This is a genomic window from Enterobacter sp. SENG-6 (assembly GCF_001605945.1).
GTDB classification, from domain to species: Bacteria; Pseudomonadota; Gammaproteobacteria; order Enterobacterales; family Enterobacteriaceae; genus Enterobacter; species Enterobacter cloacae.
Map to the genome: position 1 here is coordinate 63230 of NZ_LOMM01000015.1, position 18233 is coordinate 81462.

Below are 18233 nucleotides of genomic sequence, written 5' to 3' on the forward strand. Positions count from 1 at the left end.
CCTGGTGCGTTGGTTTCGTCTTCATCAACGACGTGTTGATGTCGCATTAACCAACTAAAGGTTGACTTTATTTCACCGGATACGCTTTCGTAAAGCAATAGTAAGCTGATATTCTACCACACTATGAGCAAAACACATTTAACAGAACAGAAGTTTTCCGACTTCGCCCTGCACCCAAAAGTGATTGAAGCCCTTGAAAATAAAGGGTTTCATAACTGCACGCCCATTCAGGCTCTCGCCCTGCCGCTGACGCTGGCCGGTCGTGACGTAGCAGGGCAGGCGCAAACCGGTACTGGCAAAACGATGGCGTTTTTAACGTCAACGTTTCATTATTTACTTTCTCATCCAGCGATTGCAGACCGCAAAGTTAACCAGCCGCGCGCGCTTATCATGGCTCCGACGCGAGAACTGGCGGTACAGATCCACGCAGACGCTGAACCTCTGACGCAGGCGACCGGCCTGAAGATTGGCCTGGCTTACGGCGGCGATGGCTACGATAAGCAGCTGAAAGTGCTGGAAAGCGGCGTGGATATCCTGATCGGTACCACTGGCCGTCTTATCGATTATGCAAAACAGAATCACATTAACCTCGGCGCAATCCAGGTTGTGGTGCTGGATGAAGCCGACCGCATGTACGATCTGGGCTTCATCAAAGACATCCGCTGGCTGTTCCGTCGCATGCCTCCAGCGAACCAGCGTCTGAACATGCTGTTCTCCGCTACCCTTTCTTATCGCGTACGCGAGCTGGCGTTCGAGCAGATGAACAACGCCGAATATGTGGAAGTGGAGCCGGAGCAGAAAACAGGTCACCGCATTAAAGAAGAGCTCTTCTATCCTTCCAATGAAGAGAAAATGCGCCTGCTGCAAACGCTGATCGAAGAAGAGTGGCCAGATCGCGCCATTATCTTCGCGAACACGAAACACCGCTGTGAAGATATCTGGGGCCATCTGGCTGCGGATGGTCACCGTGTGGGTCTGCTGACCGGCGATGTGGCACAGAAAAAACGCCTGCGTATTCTCGACGAATTTACCCGTGGCGATCTCGATATTCTGGTCGCAACCGACGTGGCCGCGCGTGGTCTGCACATTCCCGCCGTCACGCACGTTTTCAACTATGACCTGCCGGATGACTGCGAAGACTACGTACACCGCATTGGTCGTACCGGTCGTGCAGGCGCAAGCGGTCACTCCATTAGCCTTGCGTGTGAAGAATATGCGCTGAATCTCCCGGCGATTGAGGCCTACATTGGTCACTCTATTCCACAGAGTAAATACAATCCGGATGCGCTGTTAAGCGAACTGCCGCCGCCTAAGCGCCTTACCCGCGCCCGCTCCGGCAATGGCCCGCGTCGTTCTGGCGCACCGCGTAATCGTCGTCGTTCAGGTTAAGAAAATATGCTCAGCTCCACCTCGCTTTATGCGGCAATTGATCTCGGTTCGAATAGTTTTCATATGCTGGTTGTGCGCGAGGTGGCGGGAAGCATACAAACGCTGACGCGCATTAAGCGCAAGGTCCGCCTCGCGGCGGGCCTGAGCAGCGATAATTATCTCTCTCCCGAAGCCATGGAACGTGGCTGGCAGTGTCTGCGTCTCTTTGCCGAACCCCTGCAGGATATCCCCCATTCGCAAATTACCGTTGTCGCCACCGCGACGCTACGCCTGGCAGTAAACGCCGTGGATTTTATTGCCAAAGCGCAGGAAATTCTCGGGTGCCCGGTTCAGGTTATCAGCGGTGAAGAAGAAGCACGTCTGATCTATCAGGGTGTTGCGCACACGACGGGCGGCGACGATCGCCGTCTGGTCGTCGATATCGGGGGTGCCAGCACCGAGCTCGTCACCGGCACGGGCGCGCAGGCGACCTCGCTGTTCAGCCTGTCGATGGGCTGTGTGACCTGGCTTGAGCGCTACTTTGCCGATCGAAATCTGGGTAAAGAGAACTTCGACGAAGCGGAAAATGCTGCCCGCGAGGTGTTACGTCCGGTAATGGACGAACTGCGCTATCACGGCTGGAAAGTTTGCGTGGGTGCGTCAGGTACCGTGCAGGCGTTGCAGGAAATCATGATGGCCCAGGGGATGGACGAGCGGATCACGCTTACCAAGCTCCAGCAGTTAAAACAGCGCGCGATTCAATGTGGTCGCCTGGAAGAGCTGGAAATAGAAGGCCTGACGCTGGAACGCGCGCTGGTCTTCCCGAGCGGCCTGGCCATTTTGATCGCCATTTTTACCGAGCTGAACATCCAGTGTATGACGCTGGCCGGTGGTGCGCTGCGTGAAGGTCTGGTCTACGGAATGCTGCATCTTTCGGTTGATCAGGACATCCGCACCCGAACCCTGCGTAACGTACAGCGTCGCTTTATTGTCGATACCGATCAAGCGCAACGGGTAGCTCAGCTGGCATCATTGTTTGCCGATCAGGTAAAAAACAGCTGGGATATTGATCCGTTAAGCCGCGATCTGCTGCTAAGTGCCTGCGCGCTGCATGAAATTGGGCTGAGCGTCGAGTATAAGCAGGCGCCGCTGCACGCAGCCTGGCTGGTGCGTAATCTCGATCTGCCGGGCTACACGCCGGCACAAAAGAAACTGCTGGCAACGTTACTGTTGAACCAGACCAACGCCGTTGACCTCTCCTCGTTACATCAGCAAAACGCCGTGCCGCCGCGCGTGGCCGAGCATCTGTGCCGCCTGCTGCGTCTGGCAATTCTGTTTGCCAGCCGACGTCGCGATGATTTGCTGCCCAATATTCATCTGGTGGCGGATGACGAAAGGCTGTCTCTGACGCTGCCGGAAAACTGGATTGATAATCACCCGCTTGGGGCAGAGATGATTGAGCAAGAGTGCCAGTGGCAGAGCTATGTCCACTGGGCGCTTGAAGTGAAGTAATACGCTGTGCATTGCCGGGCGGCGGCTTCGCCTGACCCGGCCTGCAAGTTTTTATCCCTTCTCTTTGGCTTTTGCCAGCATGGCGCGAATGTTCGCGACGTTAGCCTGACCTTTGTGCATCCGTTCTTCAGCGGTAATCACCTTGCGCTCCTGCTCCCAGATCAGGTCATCCTGCGGCAACTCCAGCAGGAAACGGCTCGGCTCAGGGCGAACCAGCTCGCCATACTGACGGCGCTCTTTACACAGCGTGAAAGTTAATTCTTTCTGTGCGCGGGTAATGCCCACGTAGGCCAGACGACGCTCTTCATCGACGTTATCTTCATCAATGCTGCTCTGGTGCGGCAGTAAGCCCTCTTCCATGCCGACCAGGTAGACATACGGAAACTCCAGCCCTTTAGACGCATGCAGCGTCATCAGTTGAACCTGATCGGCTTCCTCTTCGCTCTCACCGCGCTCCATCATGTCGCGCAGCGTAAAGCGGGTAACGACCTGGGTCAGGGTCATCGGCTCGTCGATTTCTGAGCCTTCCAGCATTTCCGTCATCCAGCTGAACAGCTGGTTAACGTTTTTCATGCGCATCTCTGCCGCCTTCGGGCTGGCAGAGGTTTCATACAGCCAGGACTCATAGTCGATGCCGTGGATCAGATCGCGAACGGCAGCAACCGGTTCGCGCTCCGCCAGACGCTGGACTTCGCCAAGCCAGTGGGTAAAGCGGGTTAAGGAATCATAACCGCGCCCGGTTAACGTCTGGCTCAGCCCCATATCGAAGCTGGCGGTAAACAGGCTTTTGTTGCGCGTCATCGCCCATTCACCGAGCTTTTGCAGCGTCGCCGGGCCGATTTCACGTTTCGGCGTGTTCACGATACGCAGAAAGGCGCTGTCGTCATCCGGGTTGGTGAGCACACGCAGATAGGCCAGCAGATCTTTTATTTCAGGGCGCGAGAAGAAGGAGGTTCCGCCGGAAATTTTGTAGGGGATGCGGTTCTGCATCAGCATCTTTTCAAAGACGCGCGACTGGTGGTTGCCGCGATACAGGATCGCGTAATCTTTATATTCCGTTTTATTGACGAAGTGGTGCGCAATCAGCTCGCCCGTCACGCGCTCCGCTTCATGCTCTTCATTATTGGCACTGAGTACTTTGAGCTCCGTGCCATAGCCAAGTTCCGAGAAAAGGCGTTTTTCGAAGACGTGCGGGTTATTGGCAATCAGGATATTTGCCGCTTTCAGGATGCGCCCGGATGAGCGGTAGTTCTGTTCCAGCTTGATCACCTGCAGCGCCGGAAAATCTTTGCTCAGCAGCACCAGGTTTTGTGGGCGCGCGCCGCGCCAGGAGTAGATTGACTGGTCATCATCGCCTACCACGGTGAAACGCGCACGCTGTCCCACCAGCAGCTTCACCAGCTCATACTGGCTGGTGTTGGTGTCCTGGTATTCATCCACCAGCAGATAGCGGATTTTGTTCTGCCAGCGTTCACGCACCTCTTCATTACGCTGCAACAGCAGCGTGGGCAGCAGGATCAGATCGTCAAAATCCAGCACGTTACATGCTTTCATATGTGCATCGTACAGACCGTAGCAGTGAGCGAAGATGCGATCCCGCTCACCTTTGGCGCTTGCCGCCGCCTGAGCGGGGGTCATCAGATCGTTTTTCCAGTTGGAGATCGTCGAGATCAGCTGCTGCAACAGCACTTTGTCATCTTCGATCAGCCCCTCGGTAAGCTCTTTAAGCAATGCCACCTGATCGGTGTCGTCGAAGAGCGAGAAGTTAGACTTCATCCCCAGCGCCGCGTATTCGCGTTTGATGATATCCAGCCCCAGCGTGTGGAACGTGGAGATCATCAGGCCTCGCGCCTCTTTACGCCCCAGCGTCTGGCCGACACGCTCTTTCATTTCGCGCGCCGCTTTGTTGGTAAAGGTCACCGCAGCGATATGCCGGGCCTGATAGCCGCAGCCGCGGATCAGGTGGGCGATTTTGTTCGTGATCACACGCGTTTTGCCGGAGCCAGCCCCCGCCAGCACCAGACACGGTCCGGTGACAAATTCGACAGCTTGTTGTTGTCCGGGGTTTAAACGCATAAATGATCACTCAATGAAAGTCAGGAGGGGAGAATAACAGCGTGGTAGTATAGCGAGCCTAATCCATACCACTCAAGGCACGATCATGGCAAAAACAGCAGCAGCACTGCATATCCTTGTTAAAGAAGAGAAACTGGCTCTGGATCTTCTGGAACAGCTCAAAAACGGCGCCGACTTCGGCAAGCTGGCGAAGAAGCACTCCATTTGCCCATCAGGCAAACGCGGCGGTGACTTAGGGGAATTCCGTCAGGGTCAGATGGTTCCGGCGTTCGACAAAGTGGTCTTCTCCTGCCCGGTACTGGAGCCGACTGGCCCACTGCATACGCAGTTCGGCTATCACGTGATCAAGGTCCTCTATCGCAAATAAAAAGCCGGGTGGCGGCTGCGCCTTACCCGGCCTACGTCTTAGCGTTTTGTAGGTCGGGTAAGCGAAGCGTCACCCGACAAGGTTGTTAACCCGCTACCGCGATACGTTTCATATCGGTCATGTAGCCACGCAGTTTGTGACCTACTTTCTCGATCTGGTGGCTGCGAATCGCTTCGTTCACATCGCGCAGTTGCGCGTTGTCTACCGCACCTTCCGCAATGGCTTTGCCCAGATCGCCCGGTTGCAGGGTGGTCATGAACTCTTTCAGCAGCGGTACGCATGCATAAGAGAACAGGTAGTTGCCGTACTCAGCGGTATCGGAGATAACCACGTTCATTTCGTACAGACGCTTACGGGCAATGGTGTTCGCGATCAGCGGCAGCTCGTGCAGTGATTCGTAGTACGCAGACTCTTCGATGATGCCGGAATCCACCATGGTTTCGAACGCCAGCTCAACACCTGCTTTCACCATCGCGATCATCAGTACGCCTTTGTCGAAGTACTCTTGCTCGCCGATTTTACCTTCATACTGTGGCGCAGTTTCGAACGCGGTCTTACCGGTCTCTTCACGCCAGGTCAGCAGTTTCTTATCATCATTCGCCCAGTCAGCCATCATGCCGGAAGAGAACTCGCCGGAGATGATGTCGTCCATATGTTTCTGGAACAACGGCGCCATAATGGTTTTTAGTTGTTCGGATAGCGCGAAAGCACGCAGTTTCGCCGGGTTGGACAGACGGTCCATCATCAGCGTGATACCGCCCTGCTTCAGCGCTTCGGTGATGGTTTCCCAGCCGAACTGAATCAGTTTTTCTGCGTATGCCGGGTCGGTACCCTCTTCCACCAGCTTATCGAAGCACAGCAGTGAACCGGCCTGCAGCATGCCGCACAGAATGGTCTGCTCGCCCATCAGGTCAGATTTCACTTCAGCCACGAAGGAAGATTCCAGAACGCCCGCACGGTGGCCACCGGTAGCCGCTGCCCATGCTTTGGCGATCGCCATCCCTTCGCCTTTCGGATCGTTTTCCGGGTGAACCGCGATCAGCGTCGGCACGCCGAAGCCACGCTTGTACTCTTCACGCACTTCTGTACCCGGACACTTCGGTGCCACCATCACTACGGTGATGTCTTTACGGATCTGCTCGCCCACTTCAACGATATTGAAGCCGTGAGAGTAACCCAGCGCCGCGCCGTCTTTCATCAGCGGCTGAACGGAGCGCACAACATCAGAGTGCTGTTTGTCTGGCGTCAGGTTAACAACCAGATCCGCCTGCGGGATCAACTCTTCGTAGGTACCCACTTTGAAGCCGTTTTCGGTCGCTTTACGCCAGGAAGCGCGTTTTTCAGCAATTGCTTCTTTGCGCAGGGCGTAAGAGATATCCAGCCCGGAGTCACGCATGTTCAGGCCCTGGTTCAGACCCTGCGCGCCACAGCCGACGATGACCACTTTTTTACCCTGAAGGTAGCTCGCGCCATCAGCAAATTCATCGCGCGCCATGAAGCGGCATTTGCCCAGCTGCGCCAGCTGCTGGCGCAAGTTCAGTGTATTAAAGTAGTTAGCCATGGGTGATACCTCGTGATGTTGTGTGTCTTATTGTTCGGTTCGCGTTTCAGCGAGAATGTACCCACATTACAACAGGAAATTTATTGCGGAAATTGATATATTCACAACGTCACGTTGCAATATCTGCAATGTAAAAAGGGGGAGTGGAATCCGTGGATTTACGCGATCTGAAAATGTTCCTGCATCTGGCGGAAAGCCGCCATTTTGGCCGTAGCGCCCGGGCCATGCACGTCAGCCCGTCCACGCTTTCGCGCCAGATCCAGCGCCTTGAAGAGGACCTCGGCCAGCCGCTGTTTGTGCGGGATAATCGCACCGTTACCCTCACGGAAGCGGGCGAAGAGCTGCGGGTCTTTGCTCAGCAGACGTTGCTGCAGTATCAGCAGCTACGACACGCCATCGATCAGAAAGGGCCGTCTTTATCCGGCGAGCTGCATATTTTCTGTTCCGTAACGGCCGCCTATAGCCATCTTCCCCCTATCCTTGACCGTTTCCGCGCGGAGCATCCCTCGGTTGAAATTAAGCTCACCACCGGCGATGCCGCCGATGCCATGGAAAAAGTCGTCACAGGCGAAGCCGATCTGGCCATTGCCGGGAAGCCCGAAACCCTGCCGGGCGCGGTGGCGTTCTCCATGCTGGAGAATCTGGCGGTGGTGCTGATCGCCCCGGCGCTACCCTGCCCGGTGCGTAATCAGGTGTCGGTGGAAAAGCCGGACTGGTCATCGGTGCCGTTTATCATGGCCGATCAGGGTCCGGTGCGACGCCGTATCGAACTCTGGTTCCGTCGTCAGAAAATCAGTAATCCGTCGATTTACGCGACGGTGGGTGGACACGAGGCGATGGTCTCGATGGTGGCGCTTGGCTGCGGCGTGGCGCTGCTGCCGGAAGTGGTGCTGGAAAACAGCCCGGAACCGGTGCGCAATCGTGTGATGATTCTGGAGCGCAGCGACGAAAAGACACCGTTCGAGCTTGGCGTGTGTGCACAAAAAAAGCGGCTGCATGAGCCGCTTATTGATGCGTTCTGGAAGATATTGCCGAACCACTAGCCCGCCAGAAAGAACCTGAACGCCGGGTTATGGGTTTCGTCGTGGCACTCATAGCCCAGCTCGTTCAGCCGCGTTTCGAAATCCGGCTCGTGCTCGGCCAGTTCAAACGCGGCCAGCACGCGGCCATAGTCGGTGCCGTGGCTGCGGTAGTGGAACAGGGAGATGTTCCAGTGCGTGCCCAGCGTATGCAGGAACTTCAGCAACGCGCCCGGGGATTCCGGGAACTCAAAGCTGTAGAGACGTTCCTTAAGCGGCTTCGACGGACGACCGCCGACCATATAACGTACGTGCAGCTTCGCCATCTCATCGTCAGAGAGATCGACCACGCTGTAGCCGCCTTCGTGCAGCAGGTTGAGGATCTCTTTGCGCTCTTCCAGACCGCGGCTTAAACGCACGCCGACAAAAATACAGGCGTCTTTCGCATCGGCAAAACGGTAGTTGAACTCCGTTACCGAACGGCCGCCAAGCAGCTGACAGAACTTCAGGAAGCTGCCCTTCTCTTCCGGAATGGTCACCGCCAGCAGGGCCTCACGCTGCTCGCCCAGCTCGCAGCGTTCAGAAACGTAACGCAGACCGTGGAAGTTGACGTTAGCACCTGAGAGCACGTGCGCCAGGCGCTCGCCGCGAATGTTGTGCTGGGCAATGTATTTTTTCATTCCAGCCAATGCCAGCGCGCCGGACGGTTCCGCCACCGCACGCACATCCTCGAAGAGATCTTTCATCGCCGCACAGATCGCATCGCTGTCGACGGTGACGATGTCGTCAAGATACTCCTGGCACAGACGGAAGGTTTCGTCGCCAATACGTTTCACGGCCACGCCTTCGGCAAACAGCCCAACGCGCGGAAGATCGACCGGATGACCCGCATCCAGCGCGGCCTTCAGGCAGGCTGAATCTTCCGCTTCCACGGCAATCACTTTGATCTGCGGCATCAGCTGTTTGATCAGCACCGCCACGCCTGCAGCTAAGCCACCGCCGCCCACCGGAACGAAAACACGGTCAAGATGGGCATCCTGCTGCAGCAGTTCCAGCGCCAGGGTACCTTGTCCTGCAATCACCATCGGATGGTCGAACGGCGGTACCCAGGTAAAGCCCTGCTGCTGCGCCAGCTCGATCGCTTTGGCTTTTGCTTCGTCAAAGTTAGCGCCGTGGAGCAGCACTTCACCGCCGAAGCCACGCACCGCATCCACTTTGATATCCGCCGTGGCAACCGGCATCACGATCAGCGCTTTCAACCCCAAACGGGCAGACGAGAACGCCACACCCTGCGCGTGGTTGCCCGCCGACGCGGTAATCACGCCGCGTGCTTTTTGCTCGTCGGTCAACCCGGCCATCATCGCGTAGGCCCCGCGCAGCTTGAAGCTGTGCACCGGCTGACGGTCTTCGCGCTTCACCAGAATCACGTTGTCGAGGCGCGAAGAGAGTTTTTCCATTTTCTGCAGCGGGGTGACCTGCACCGCTTCATAGACCGGCGCGCGTAGCACTGCCCGGAGATATTCCGCCCCCTCAGGGGCGGCGGATAAGGGTTGTGACTCGGCCATCATTAGCCCCCAAGTTTCGATTTATCGCGTACCGCGCCTTTGTCTGCACTGGTCGCAAGGCTCGCGTAAGCGCGCAGGGCGAAGGAGACTTCACGCTGGCGGTCCTTCGGCGTCCAGGCTTTATCGCCGCGCGCTTCCTGTGCTTCACGACGAGCCGCGATCTCCTGATCGCTCAGCTTGAGCTGGATCCCGCGATTCGGAATGTCGATTTCAATCAGGTCACCGTCTTCGATGATCGCAATGTTGCCGCCACTCGCTGCTTCCGGTGATACGTGGCCAATGGAGAGGCCGGACGTACCGCCCGAGAAACGTCCGTCGGTGATCAACGCACAGGCTTTACCAAGGCCCATCGATTTCAGGAAGGTGGTTGGGTAGAGCATCTCCTGCATGCCTGGACCGCCTTTCGGCCCTTCGTAACGGATGACCACCACGTCGCCTTCCACAACTTTGCCGCCCAGGATGGCGTCTACCGCCTCGTCCTGGCTTTCGTACACTTTGGCCGGGCCGGTGAATTTCAGGATGCTGTCATCCACGCCCGCGGTTTTTACGATGCAGCCGTTTTCCGCAAAGTTGCCGTACAGCACGGCCAGACCGCCGTCTTTGCTGTAGGCGTGCTCCAGCGAACGAATGCAGCCTTCGGCGCGGTCATCATCCAGGGTGTCCCAGCGACAATCCTGGGAGAAGGCCTGCGTGGTACGAATACCGGCCGGACCCGCGCGGAACATGTTTTTCACCGCCTCATCCTGAGTCAGCATCACGTCATATTTATCCAGCGTCTGCGGCAACGTCAGACCGAGAACGTTCTTCACATCGCGGTTCAGCAGCCCGGCGCGATCCAGCTCGCCAAGAATACCGATGACGCCACCCGCACGGTGTACGTCTTCCATGTGGTATTTCTGGGTGCTTGGCGCGACTTTACACAGTTGCGGCACTTTGCGGGACAGCTTATCGATATCGCTCATGGTGAAGTCGATTTCCGCTTCCTGCGCCGCAGCCAGCAGGTGCAAAACGGTGTTAGTAGAACCGCCCATGGCGATATCCAGCGTCATGGCATTTTCGAACGCCGCCTTGCTGGCGATGTTACGCGGCAGCGCGCTGGCATCGTCCTGCTCGTAGTAACGTTTGGTCAGTTCAACAATGCGCTTACCGGCGTTGAGGAACAGCGCTTTACGGTCAGCGTGCGTCGCCAGCAGCGAACCGTTGCCCGGCTGAGAGAGGCCCAGTGCTTCGGTCAGACAGTTCATGGAGTTGGCGGTGAACATCCCGGAACAGGAGCCGCAGGTTGGGCACGCGGAGCGTTCCACCTGGTTGCTCTGCTCGTCAGACACTTTTGGATCCGCGCCCTGGATCATCGCATCGACCAGGTCGAGCTTGATGATTTTGTCAGAAAGCTTGGTCTTGCCCGCTTCCATAGGACCACCGGAGACGAAAATTACCGGAATGTTCAGACGCAGGGAAGCCATCAGCATCCCCGGGGTGATTTTGTCGCAGTTGGAGATACAGACCATGGCGTCCGCACAGTGAGCGTTAACCATGTATTCCACCGAGTCGGCAATCAGCTCGCGCGACGGCAGTGAATAGAGCATGCCCCCGTGCCCCATCGCGATACCGTCATCCACCGCAATGGTGTTGAATTCTTTCGCCACACCGCCCGCAGCTTCAATTTGCTCAGCAACCAGTTTGCCGAGATCGCGCAGGTGCACATGGCCCGGCACAAACTGGGTGAAGGAGTTCACCACGGCGATGATAGGTTTACCGAAATCTGCGTCGGTCATCCCGGTGGCGCGCCACAGTGCGCGGGCACCCGCCATGTTACGGCCGTGGGTGGTGGTGGCGGAACGATACTTAGGCATGCTTTATTTACTCCCGTCTGACTATTAAATGGGACGGTGCGTGCCGCCCCATATTTATGCTTATTGATTAACCTGATCCAACCAGCCGTATTTATCTTCTGTTTCGCCGGTGAAGAGGCCGAAGAAGGCTTGCTGAATACGTTTGGTAACCGGGCCACAGCGGCCTGCGCCCACCTGAATACCGTCTACACTGCGAACCGGCGTGATCTCAGCCGCCGTACCGGACATAAAGACTTCATCGGCCAGATACAGGGATTCGCGGGACAGAACCTGTTCACGCACTTCGATACCCAGATCTTTCGCCAGCTTAATGATGGCGTCACGGGTAATACCCGGCAGGGCTGAAGAGGTAAACGGCGGGGTGAACAGGATACCGTCTTTCACTTCAAACAGGTTTTCACCTGCGCCTTCAGAGATATAACCGTTCACATCCAGCGCGATGCCTTCCTGATAGCCGTGGCGGCGCGCTTCACTGCCGACCAGCAGTGAGGAGAGGTAGTTACCGCCCGCCTTGGCCGCAGTTGGGATGGTATTAGGCGCCACGCGGTTCCAGGACGAGACCATTGCGTCGATCCCTTGCTCCAGCGCTTCTGCACCCAGGTACGCCCCCCACGGGAACGCAGCAATGATCACGTCTGTGGTGTAACCGGCTGGCGGGTTTACGCCCATGCCCACGTCACCCACGAAGACCAGCGGACGAATATAGGCGCTGGTCAGGTTGTTCTTACGAATCACCTCGCGGCAGGCTTCCATCAGCTCATCAACGCTCTGAGAAACCGGGAAACGATAAATTTTGGCTGAGTCATGCAGACGCTGCATATGTTCACGATGACGGAACACCACTGGCCCTTTGTGAGAATCGTAGCAACGGATGCCTTCAAACACAGACGTACCGTAGTGCAGCGCATGGGACATCACGTGGACCTTCGCGTCCTCCCAACGAACCATCTCACCATTGAACCAAATGTAATCAGCTTTTTTTGTCGTCATTTTCTCTTCCTGTCACGCTCAGGCGCGGATTTGTTGTGATGTGGTTGTGCTCTGGCAGATGGCAACATGGGCAACATCCACCAGCTTTGATAATTGACTAAACAGTAAGTCGACCGGGCGCGGGCTGGCAACGGTTAATTCGATACTGATATTTTGGGCGTCAGTGGCCGTCTCCATATTCATAGAGCAAATCTGAAAGCCACGATGACGGACCACGCGCAAAACGCGTTCTAATGTCTCTGGATTGAAGCGAGCCTGAACGGCGACCTGATGTTGCATCATGATAATTTCTCCAGCATTTGTGAGTTACTGGCACCTGGCGGTACCAACGGCCAGACGTTCTCAAGCTCGTCGATTGAGACATGAAGCAGGTAAGGCCCTTCGCTTGACAGCATGGTGTCGAGTGCCGCTTCAACCTGGTCTTTACGGGTGATGTGCTGTCCAGGAATGCCAAAGGCGCTGGCCAGAGTGAGGAAATCGGGGTTATCAGTCAGGGTGGTTTCGCTGTAGCGCTCCTCGAAGAACAGCTGCTGCCACTGGCGAACCATCCCTAAACGCTGGTTATCGAGCAACACGATCTTCAGCGGCAATTGTTTACGCTTAACGGTGCCCAACTCCTGAACGTTCATCATGAAGGAGCCGTCACCGGAGATACAGATGACCGTATCGTTTGGACGGGCAACCTGAGCACCCACCGCGGCAGGCAGGCCGAAGCCCATCGTGCCTAATCCGCTGGAGGTGATGAAGTTTTCCGGGCGGGTGTAGGTCATGTGCTGTGCAGACCACATCTGGTGCTGGCCGACATCGGTCGTCACTACGCTGTCTGCCGGTTTACGGTCAGACAACTGCTTCAACAGCAGCGGCGCATAGATGGCCTCACCCGGATGGTCGTAACGCCAGGCGTGCTTGGCACGCATTTCAGCCGTGTGCTGGCGCCACTCACCGATATTCAAAGGCTGCTGTAACGCCGGCAGCAGCGTGTTGAGATCGCCCTGCAGCGCAACATGCGCCTGACGCAGTTTGTTCATTTCCGCCGGGTCGATATCCATATGGATAACTTTGGCGTTTGGCGCGAAGGTATTCAGCTTGCCGGTCACGCGATCGTCAAAACGGGCACCGACGGCAATCAGCAAATCACACTCCTGCACCGCCAGGTTTGCCGCTTTGGTGCCGTGCATCCCCAGCATGCCAAGGTAGTATGGGTAGTCAGCATCCACTGCGCCCAACCCTTTCAGCGTGCAGGTGGCAGGCATTTGCGTTACCGCGATAAATTCGCGCAGGGCCGGAACTGCCTGTGCCATGCCAACGCCGCCGCCGACGTACAACATCGGCTGGGCTGCCTGCGCCAGCATCCGACGCGCCTCTTCGACTGCCGCATGCGGGAACGCATCGTCACTCTCAACGGTGGAGAAGTGCGGTTCCAGCTCGCCGAGTGCGACCTGAATATCTTTCGGGATATCCACCAGAACCGGGCCAGGACGGCCAGAGCTGGCAATACGGAACGCTTCCGCCATCACGCCTGGCAGTTCTTCGAGGGACTGCACGAGGAAGCTGTGTTTGGTGCAGGCCAGCGACAAGCCGAGCACATCGACTTCCTGGAAGGCATCGGTACCGATGAAGGGTGAGGCCACCTGGCCGGTGATCGCCACCACGGGAACGGAATCGAGCAGCGCGTCAGCCAGACCGGTGATCAGGTTTGTGGCGCCCGGTCCAGACGTTGCCATGCAGACGCCCGTTTTACCGGTGGCACGTGCATAGCCAATGGCCGCCATGGCTGCGCCCTGCTCGTGTCGGCACAAGAGGTGTTCCACGCCGCCGTCATACAGTGCATCGTAAATCGGCATAATTGCGCCTCCCGGATAACCAAAGACGGTTTCGACTCCCTGTGCGCGCAACGCATGTACTACCCACTGTGCCCCATTCATAGTTAGTTCCCCGTCATAAATCGGGAGAAACAGAATTTTGTGCTATTTGTCATTCTCTGCTCCTCGTTTAAGTTTTTTAGTCATAAAAAAACCCCCGGACCTTTCGGTGCGGGGGTCTTAGTTCGTTAAGGCTTGATTTCTAAGCCTTTCCTTGTCCAAGTGCAGCCCCGCACGGTGGGATAATAATCACCACCACGCTAATCACGACCAGGCTAATCACTAGTAGAAGGGCTGTCATTTTCGGTTCTTTGTGCATCTTGTTCGAAGGAATGCCTAAAGAGTTATCACAGTTATCAAACCAAACACAAGATTTATTTATGACGGATTTGATTAGCAGGCAAATCATATTCCTGAAAAGCTTTGTTTTATATAAGGAAATTAGATAGTGAATATTTTTCATTTTTTTGGCGTGTTTTAGCGCTCTGCCGCGTTCCGTCCTTCTCTTTGCGAGAGGGCTTCCGAATGAGTGAAATAGTTACACTATGTCGCTAAAAAGCAGGAATGAGCGTCGTAAATCAGCTAACTGATGCTCAACAGGCAGAATCAATACTGACATAGTGACTCACTGAGGAGGTGCTTATGTCACTGTCAGTTGTTTACACGCGTGCGGCTATCGGAGTAAAGGCACCGCTTATTTCTGTGGAGGTTCATCTGAGTAATGGGCTCCCTGGGCTAACACTTGTCGGCTTGCCAGAAACCACGGTCAAAGAAGCCAGAGATCGGGTTCGCAGCGCAATTATCAATAGCGGTTATACCTTTCCCGCAAAGAAGATCACGATCAACCTTGCTCCCGCAGATCTGCCCAAGGAGGGAGGACGATACGATTTACCTATCGCTATTGCGCTTCTCGCAGCCTCTGAGCAGCTCAACACTGCGAGGCTAGGCTCGTACGAGTTCATTGGCGAACTGGCGCTTACAGGCGCGTTAAGAGGCGTTCCTGGTGCCATCTCTGGTGCGCTGGAAGCCATTCATGCCGGTCGACAAATTATTGTAGCCAATGAAAATGCCTCAGAAGTGAGCCTGATTGCCGAGAAAGGGTGCCTGGTCGCGGGGCATTTACAGGAAGTCTGCGCGCACCTTGAAGGCCGACATCCGCTCTCCGAGCCAGAGGAAACCGGAGATATCCTGCCTGAAAGCCCGGACGACCTCAGCGATATTATCGGGCAGGAGCAGGGGAAGCGGGCACTGGAGATCACCGCAGCCGGAGGACATAACCTGTTGCTGATTGGCCCGCCGGGAACAGGGAAAACCATGCTGGCGAGCAGGCTGAATGGGTTATTGCCACCACTCAATAATCATGAGGCACTTGAAAGCGCAGCGATATTTAGCCTGGTGAGCTCTGCATCATTGCAAAAACAGTGGCGACGACGCCCTTTTCGCTCTCCCCATCACAGTGCCTCCCTGACGGCCATGGTCGGAGGGGGCTCCATTCCGGGGCCGGGAGAGATCTCGCTGGCACACAATGGCATCCTGTTCCTTGATGAACTGCCTGAGTTTGAACGCCGCGTACTGGATGCCCTGCGGGAACCTATCGAATCTGGCGAGATCCATATCTCCCGCACGCGCGCCAAAATAAGCTACCCGGCACAGTTCCAGCTGGTTGCTGCCATGAACCCCAGCCCATCAGGCCATTATCAGGGGAATCATAATCGCTGCACACCTGAGCAGACGCTGCGCTATCTGGGTAAGCTGTCAGGCCCTTTCCTCGATCGTTTTGATTTATCCCTGGAGATCCCATTACCGCCCCCAGGTTTGCTCAGCCAAACAACGATACGCGGTGAGAGCACAGCGAAGGTTCGCGAACGGGTTATCGCCTCACAGGCCCGACAGTACGCTCGTCAACATAAGCTGAATGCGCGTCTGGATAATGCTGAGATTCGGCAGTTTTGCCATCTTAAGGCTGAGGATGCCTGCTGGCTTGAAGAGACATTGACGCGATTTGGGCTCTCGATCCGTGCATGGCAGCGCCTGCTGAAAGTGGCTCGCACTATTGCCGATGTGAAAGGAGACCCAGAGATTGAAAGACACCATCTGCAGGAAGCGCTGAGCTATCGCGCCATAGATCGGTTGTTGCTGCACATGCAAAAATTACTGGCATAAAAAAAGGAGCCGAAGCTCCTTTTCTCATCAACTTAGTCGTCAGACTCGGTGTAGTCTTCAGCACCTTCCATCTGCGGCTTACCGCCAGACAGCGTATGGAAACGCTTTGGACGCTTGATGCGTGCCATGTACTTGATCCATACACGTTCTGCTTCAGACTGCGGCTCACGCTCACCGCGACAAACAGCAACAAACTGTTTTTCGTCTTCAGTCGCAGGCTCACGTTTACCCAGATCCAGCTCGTTAAAGGCATAACCATGACGCTCAAGCAATTGCGCCTCTTTGATGGTGAAATCGCCGTGACGAGAGAACCCGCGTGGATAATTTTTATTGTCGAAAAAACGATTAGTCGTCGTAAAGCTTTCCGCCATCCTACACGCTCCTAATTCTTTGGCCGAGCTATTTATGGCGCGGAGTATTAGTTACGCTTGACAGAGTGTAAAACAAAACATTTAAATCATAACGACAAATAATTTTGTGGAGAAAGATGTGGATACGGAATTGCTAAAAACTTTCCTTGAAGTGAGCAGGACACGCCACTTCGGGCGAGCAGCTGAAGCCCTCTATCTGACGCAGTCAGCGGTCAGTTTTCGTATTCGACAGCTGGAAAATCAATTGGGTGTGAATCTATTTACCCGTCACCGCAACAATATCCGCTTAACGCCAGCCGGTGAGAAACTGCTCCCGTATGCAGAAACGTTGATGAATACCTGGCAGGCGGCCCGTAAAGAGGTGGCTCATACGTCCAGGCACAATGAGTTCTCGATTGGGGCCAGCGCCTCCCTGTGGGAATGTATGCTCAGTCAGTGGCTTTCGCGGTTATACCATTCGCATGGGCATTTGCAATTCGAGGCCAGAATTGCGCAACGCCAGTCGCTGGTTAAGCAACTTCACGAGCGCCAGCTTGATCTGCTGATCACCACTGAAGCCCCCAAGATGGACGAATTTAGCAGCCAGATTGTTGGGCAGTTTGGTCTGGCTCTGTATGCGTCTGAGCCTGCGATGATGAAGTCCGATCTAACCTATCTGCGGCTTGAATGGGGCCCCGATTTTCAACAGCATGAAACCGGTTTGATCGCCCCTGACGATGTTCCACAGTTAACAACCAGCTCAGCGGAGATCGCCTGCCAACAGCTTTCCTTGCTAAAGGGCTGCACGTGGTTACCCGTTTGCTGGGCAGACAGTAAACCGGGACTCCATACCGTACTGGATTCCACTACGCTTTCCAGGCCGCTGTATGCAATCTGGCTGCAGAACAGCGATAAGCAATCGCAGATAAAAGATCTATTAAAAATCAATATTATGGAATGATTTACCAGCCAGCATAATAGCTGGCTGCAGTTTTTGATTAGGAAGGGATTTTGGCCATGTTGAAGGCAAAAAAAATCCTTTGCCGAAGCAAAGGATTCTATATGGCAGGGGCGGAGAGACTCGAACTCGCGACACCCGGTTTTGGAGACCGGTGCTCTACCAACTGAGCTACGCCCCTAAAGTTTTTTGCCATTAAGCCTGCCGATAAGGCAGGCTTAATGTCTTAATAAGTGGCGGAACGGACGGGACTCGAACCCGCGACCCCCTGCGTGACAGGCAGGTATTCTAACCGACTGAACTACCGCTCCACCGAAGACTGCTGTAACCACCGGATTTATGCACCGGCTTACTACTTAATTTGATGCCTGGCAGTTCCCTACTCTCACATGGGGAGACCCCACACTACCATCGGCGCTACGGCGTTTCACTTCTGAGTTCGGCATGGGGTCAGGTGGGACCACCGCGCTAAAGCCGCCAGGCAAATTCTGTTAATCTGTATCAGGCTGAAAATCTGTCTCTCTTCGCCAAAACATCTTCGGCGTTGTAAGGTTAAGCCTCACGGTTCATTAGTATCGGTTAGCTCAAC

General features: G+C 55.5%; 16 protein-coding genes, 2 tRNA genes and 1 rRNA gene. 6 read left to right on the plus strand and 13 right to left on the minus strand.

Annotation, left to right across the window (positions count from 1 at the left end; translation table 11 throughout):
- The first annotated feature begins 123 nt into the window (after positions 1-123).
- Entirely contained in the window at positions 124-1389 is a 1266-nt protein-coding gene (gene rhlB / locus AX755_RS09445) for an ATP-dependent RNA helicase RhlB (RefSeq protein WP_013099279.1), read from the plus strand.
- Between the two features lie 6 nt (positions 1390-1395).
- On the plus strand, positions 1396-2880 hold the full coding sequence (gppA, locus tag AX755_RS09450; protein ID WP_062856644.1) for a guanosine-5'-triphosphate,3'-diphosphate diphosphatase: 1485 nt from the start codon (positions 1396-1398) through the stop codon (positions 2878-2880).
- 51 nt (positions 2881-2931) lie between these two features.
- Here the strand turns inward: gppA and rep are convergent, their stop codons facing one another.
- The gene (rep, locus tag AX755_RS09455; protein WP_013099281.1) at positions 2932-4956 is read right to left on the minus strand and encodes a DNA helicase Rep; all 2025 of its coding nucleotides are present in this window, start codon (positions 4954-4956) and stop codon (positions 2932-2934) included.
- An 85-nt stretch (positions 4957-5041) separates the two neighbouring features.
- On the opposite strand from rep, the gene ppiC reads away from it, so the two are divergent.
- Positions 5042-5323 (plus strand): peptidylprolyl isomerase PpiC, encoded by a 282-nt coding sequence (ppiC, locus tag AX755_RS09460; protein WP_013099282.1) that lies wholly within the window; start codon positions 5042-5044, stop codon positions 5321-5323.
- 85 nt (positions 5324-5408) lie between these two features.
- On the opposite strand, the gene ilvC is transcribed toward ppiC, so the two are convergent.
- The gene (ilvC, locus tag AX755_RS09465; RefSeq protein ID WP_013099283.1) at positions 5409-6884 is read right to left on the minus strand and encodes a ketol-acid reductoisomerase; all 1476 of its coding nucleotides are present in this window, start codon (positions 6882-6884) and stop codon (positions 5409-5411) included.
- A gap of 152 nt (positions 6885-7036) precedes the next feature.
- Here ilvC and ilvY point away from each other — a divergent pair, with 152 nt between their 5' ends.
- Entirely contained in the window at positions 7037-7927 is an 891-nt protein-coding gene (gene ilvY, locus AX755_RS09470) for an HTH-type transcriptional activator IlvY (protein WP_013099284.1), read from the plus strand.
- On the opposite strand, the gene ilvA is transcribed toward ilvY, so the two are convergent.
- The 7 genes from ilvA to ilvL all read right to left on the minus strand — a co-directional run bounded on the left by ilvA (position 7924) and on the right by ilvL (position 14474).
- Complete coding sequence (gene ilvA / locus AX755_RS09475) at positions 7924-9468, minus strand: threonine ammonia-lyase, biosynthetic (protein ID WP_014833732.1); 1545 nt, start codon at positions 9466-9468, stop codon at positions 7924-7926. The genes ilvY and ilvA overlap by 4 nt on opposite strands.
- A gap of 2 nt (positions 9469-9470) precedes the next feature.
- Positions 9471-11321, minus strand: a complete 1851-nt coding sequence (gene ilvD, locus AX755_RS09480) for a dihydroxy-acid dehydratase (protein WP_013099286.1) — start codon at positions 11319-11321, stop codon at positions 9471-9473.
- 60 nt (positions 11322-11381) lie between these two features.
- Entirely contained in the window at positions 11382-12311 is a 930-nt protein-coding gene (gene ilvE / locus AX755_RS09485) for a branched-chain-amino-acid transaminase (RefSeq protein ID WP_013099287.1), read from the minus strand.
- Between the two features lie 18 nt (positions 12312-12329).
- Positions 12330-12593: an acetolactate synthase 2 small subunit gene (gene ilvM / locus AX755_RS09490; RefSeq protein WP_003860184.1), complete on the minus strand. Its 264-nt coding sequence runs from the start codon at positions 12591-12593 to the stop codon at positions 12330-12332.
- The gene (gene ilvG, locus AX755_RS09495; protein WP_045295014.1) at positions 12590-14236 is read right to left on the minus strand and encodes an acetolactate synthase 2 catalytic subunit; all 1647 of its coding nucleotides are present in this window, start codon (positions 14234-14236) and stop codon (positions 12590-12592) included. The genes ilvM and ilvG overlap by 4 nt, the downstream gene beginning before the upstream one ends.
- A 2-nt stretch (positions 14237-14238) precedes the next feature.
- The gene (ilvX, locus tag AX755_RS25330) at positions 14239-14289 is read right to left on the minus strand and encodes a peptide IlvX (RefSeq protein ID WP_102046757.1); all 51 of its coding nucleotides are present in this window, start codon (positions 14287-14289) and stop codon (positions 14239-14241) included.
- An 86-nt stretch (positions 14290-14375) separates the two neighbouring features.
- Complete coding sequence (gene ilvL, locus AX755_RS09500; RefSeq protein ID WP_045295018.1) at positions 14376-14474, minus strand: ilv operon leader peptide; 99 nt, start codon at positions 14472-14474, stop codon at positions 14376-14378.
- Between the two features lie 341 nt (positions 14475-14815).
- Between ilvL and AX755_RS09505 the strand changes: the two genes are divergently transcribed.
- Positions 14816-16336, plus strand: a complete 1521-nt coding sequence (locus tag AX755_RS09505) for a YifB family Mg chelatase-like AAA ATPase (protein ID WP_045295016.1) — start codon at positions 14816-14818, stop codon at positions 16334-16336.
- Between the two features lie 32 nt (positions 16337-16368).
- Here the strand turns inward: AX755_RS09505 and AX755_RS09510 are convergent, their stop codons facing one another.
- On the minus strand, positions 16369-16707 hold the full coding sequence (locus AX755_RS09510; RefSeq protein ID WP_013099290.1) for a DUF413 domain-containing protein: 339 nt from the start codon (positions 16705-16707) through the stop codon (positions 16369-16371).
- 118 nt (positions 16708-16825) lie between these two features.
- On the opposite strand from AX755_RS09510, the gene hdfR reads away from it, so the two are divergent.
- Entirely contained in the window at positions 16826-17647 is an 822-nt protein-coding gene (gene hdfR / locus AX755_RS09515) for an HTH-type transcriptional regulator HdfR (RefSeq protein ID WP_020685959.1), read from the plus strand.
- A gap of 102 nt (positions 17648-17749) precedes the next feature.
- Here the strand turns inward: hdfR and AX755_RS09520 are convergent.
- From AX755_RS09520 to rrf, 3 genes are all read right to left on the minus strand, one after another.
- Positions 17750-17825, minus strand: a tRNA-Trp gene (locus AX755_RS09520).
- A gap of 53 nt (positions 17826-17878) precedes the next feature.
- A tRNA-Asp gene (locus AX755_RS09525) sits at positions 17879-17955 on the minus strand.
- A 55-nt stretch (positions 17956-18010) separates the two neighbouring features.
- Positions 18011-18126, minus strand: a 5S ribosomal RNA gene (gene rrf / locus AX755_RS09530).
- Positions 18127-18233: the final 107 nt, after the last annotated feature.